The following is an 824-nucleotide window of genomic DNA, read 5'->3' as shown; positions in this document are numbered from 1 at the left end:
GGTGACCCGCACTTCACCGTGACGGTCGACGGCAAGCAGGTTGGCGGCACGCTGACCACATCTGCTTCGCATGCTGCTGGTCAGACCCAGGACATCACCCTGACGGGCAACTTCGGCTCAGGCGCTCACGATGTAGCGGTGAAGTTCATCGACAACGCCGACAACGGCTGGGGCAACGATCGCAACCTCTACGTCCATCACCGTGCCCAAGTGGGTCGTCGGGGACCGCGGCGACACCCGTCACGCCTTTCGCCAGCACATCTGGAACATGGGCGCGACCGGCGATCCCACCCCAGCGCCACGAGGCGCCCGTCGCGTGCCCAGACTGGATCGACAACAACCGCAGTCAGGTCGAGCACCTCTGGGCCAGGCTCAAGGAATGGCGTGCCATCGCCACCCGCTACGAGAAGACCGCCGCCAGCTTCATGGGCGTCCTCTCCCGCGCTGTAGCCCTCGATTGGCTCAAGCGATGACACCCCCTAGTGTCGTGTCGACCGAGAGCGCGCAACTCCTCGGCCATGAGGACGATCTGGACAGTCTAGAGCACCAGCAGCCGAGCCTGGGCCGCGCGACGGGGGGCGCTGTTGCTTACTGATCGTCGCTCCTGATCCGCGGCCATCCTGGCCGCCCTCAGGCAGAAACTCTACTCAGCCCCATTGTGAAGATTCTCCAGGCCACCTCTTTACCAGGAGACGGCCTGCAGGATGAGCGACGCCTCGTAGTGCCGGCCATTGAAGTCAGCCTTGGAGCGCTGCTCCAGCTTGGCGGCGATAGCGGACAGGATCATCGGCCTGCTTCAAGGCGGAGGCGGCAAGCTGGTCAGG

At 64.7% G+C, this 824-nt stretch carries 3 pseudogenes; 2 read left to right on the top strand and 1 reads right to left on the bottom strand.

Annotated elements, in window-relative coordinates:
- A pseudogene (locus tag MKK70_RS30960) lies at positions 1-189 on the top strand (carbohydrate-binding domain-containing protein); the annotation flags it as partial.
- A 13-nt stretch (positions 190-202) separates the two neighbouring features.
- Positions 203-473: pseudogene (locus MKK70_RS01810) on the top strand (transposase); the annotation flags it as partial.
- Between the two features lie 212 nt (positions 474-685).
- On the opposite strand, the pseudogene MKK70_RS01805 reads toward MKK70_RS01810, so the two are convergent.
- Positions 686-787, bottom strand: a pseudogene (locus MKK70_RS01805) (IS6 family transposase); the annotation flags it as partial.
- Between the last annotated feature and the right edge of the window lie 37 nt (positions 788-824).

The organism is Methylobacterium sp. E-041, assembly GCF_022829665.1.
Taxonomy (GTDB): Bacteria; Pseudomonadota; Alphaproteobacteria; order Rhizobiales; family Beijerinckiaceae; genus Methylobacterium.
The sequence above is the reverse complement of the archived record's forward strand: the minus strand, read 5'-3'. Positions and strand labels throughout refer to the sequence as shown.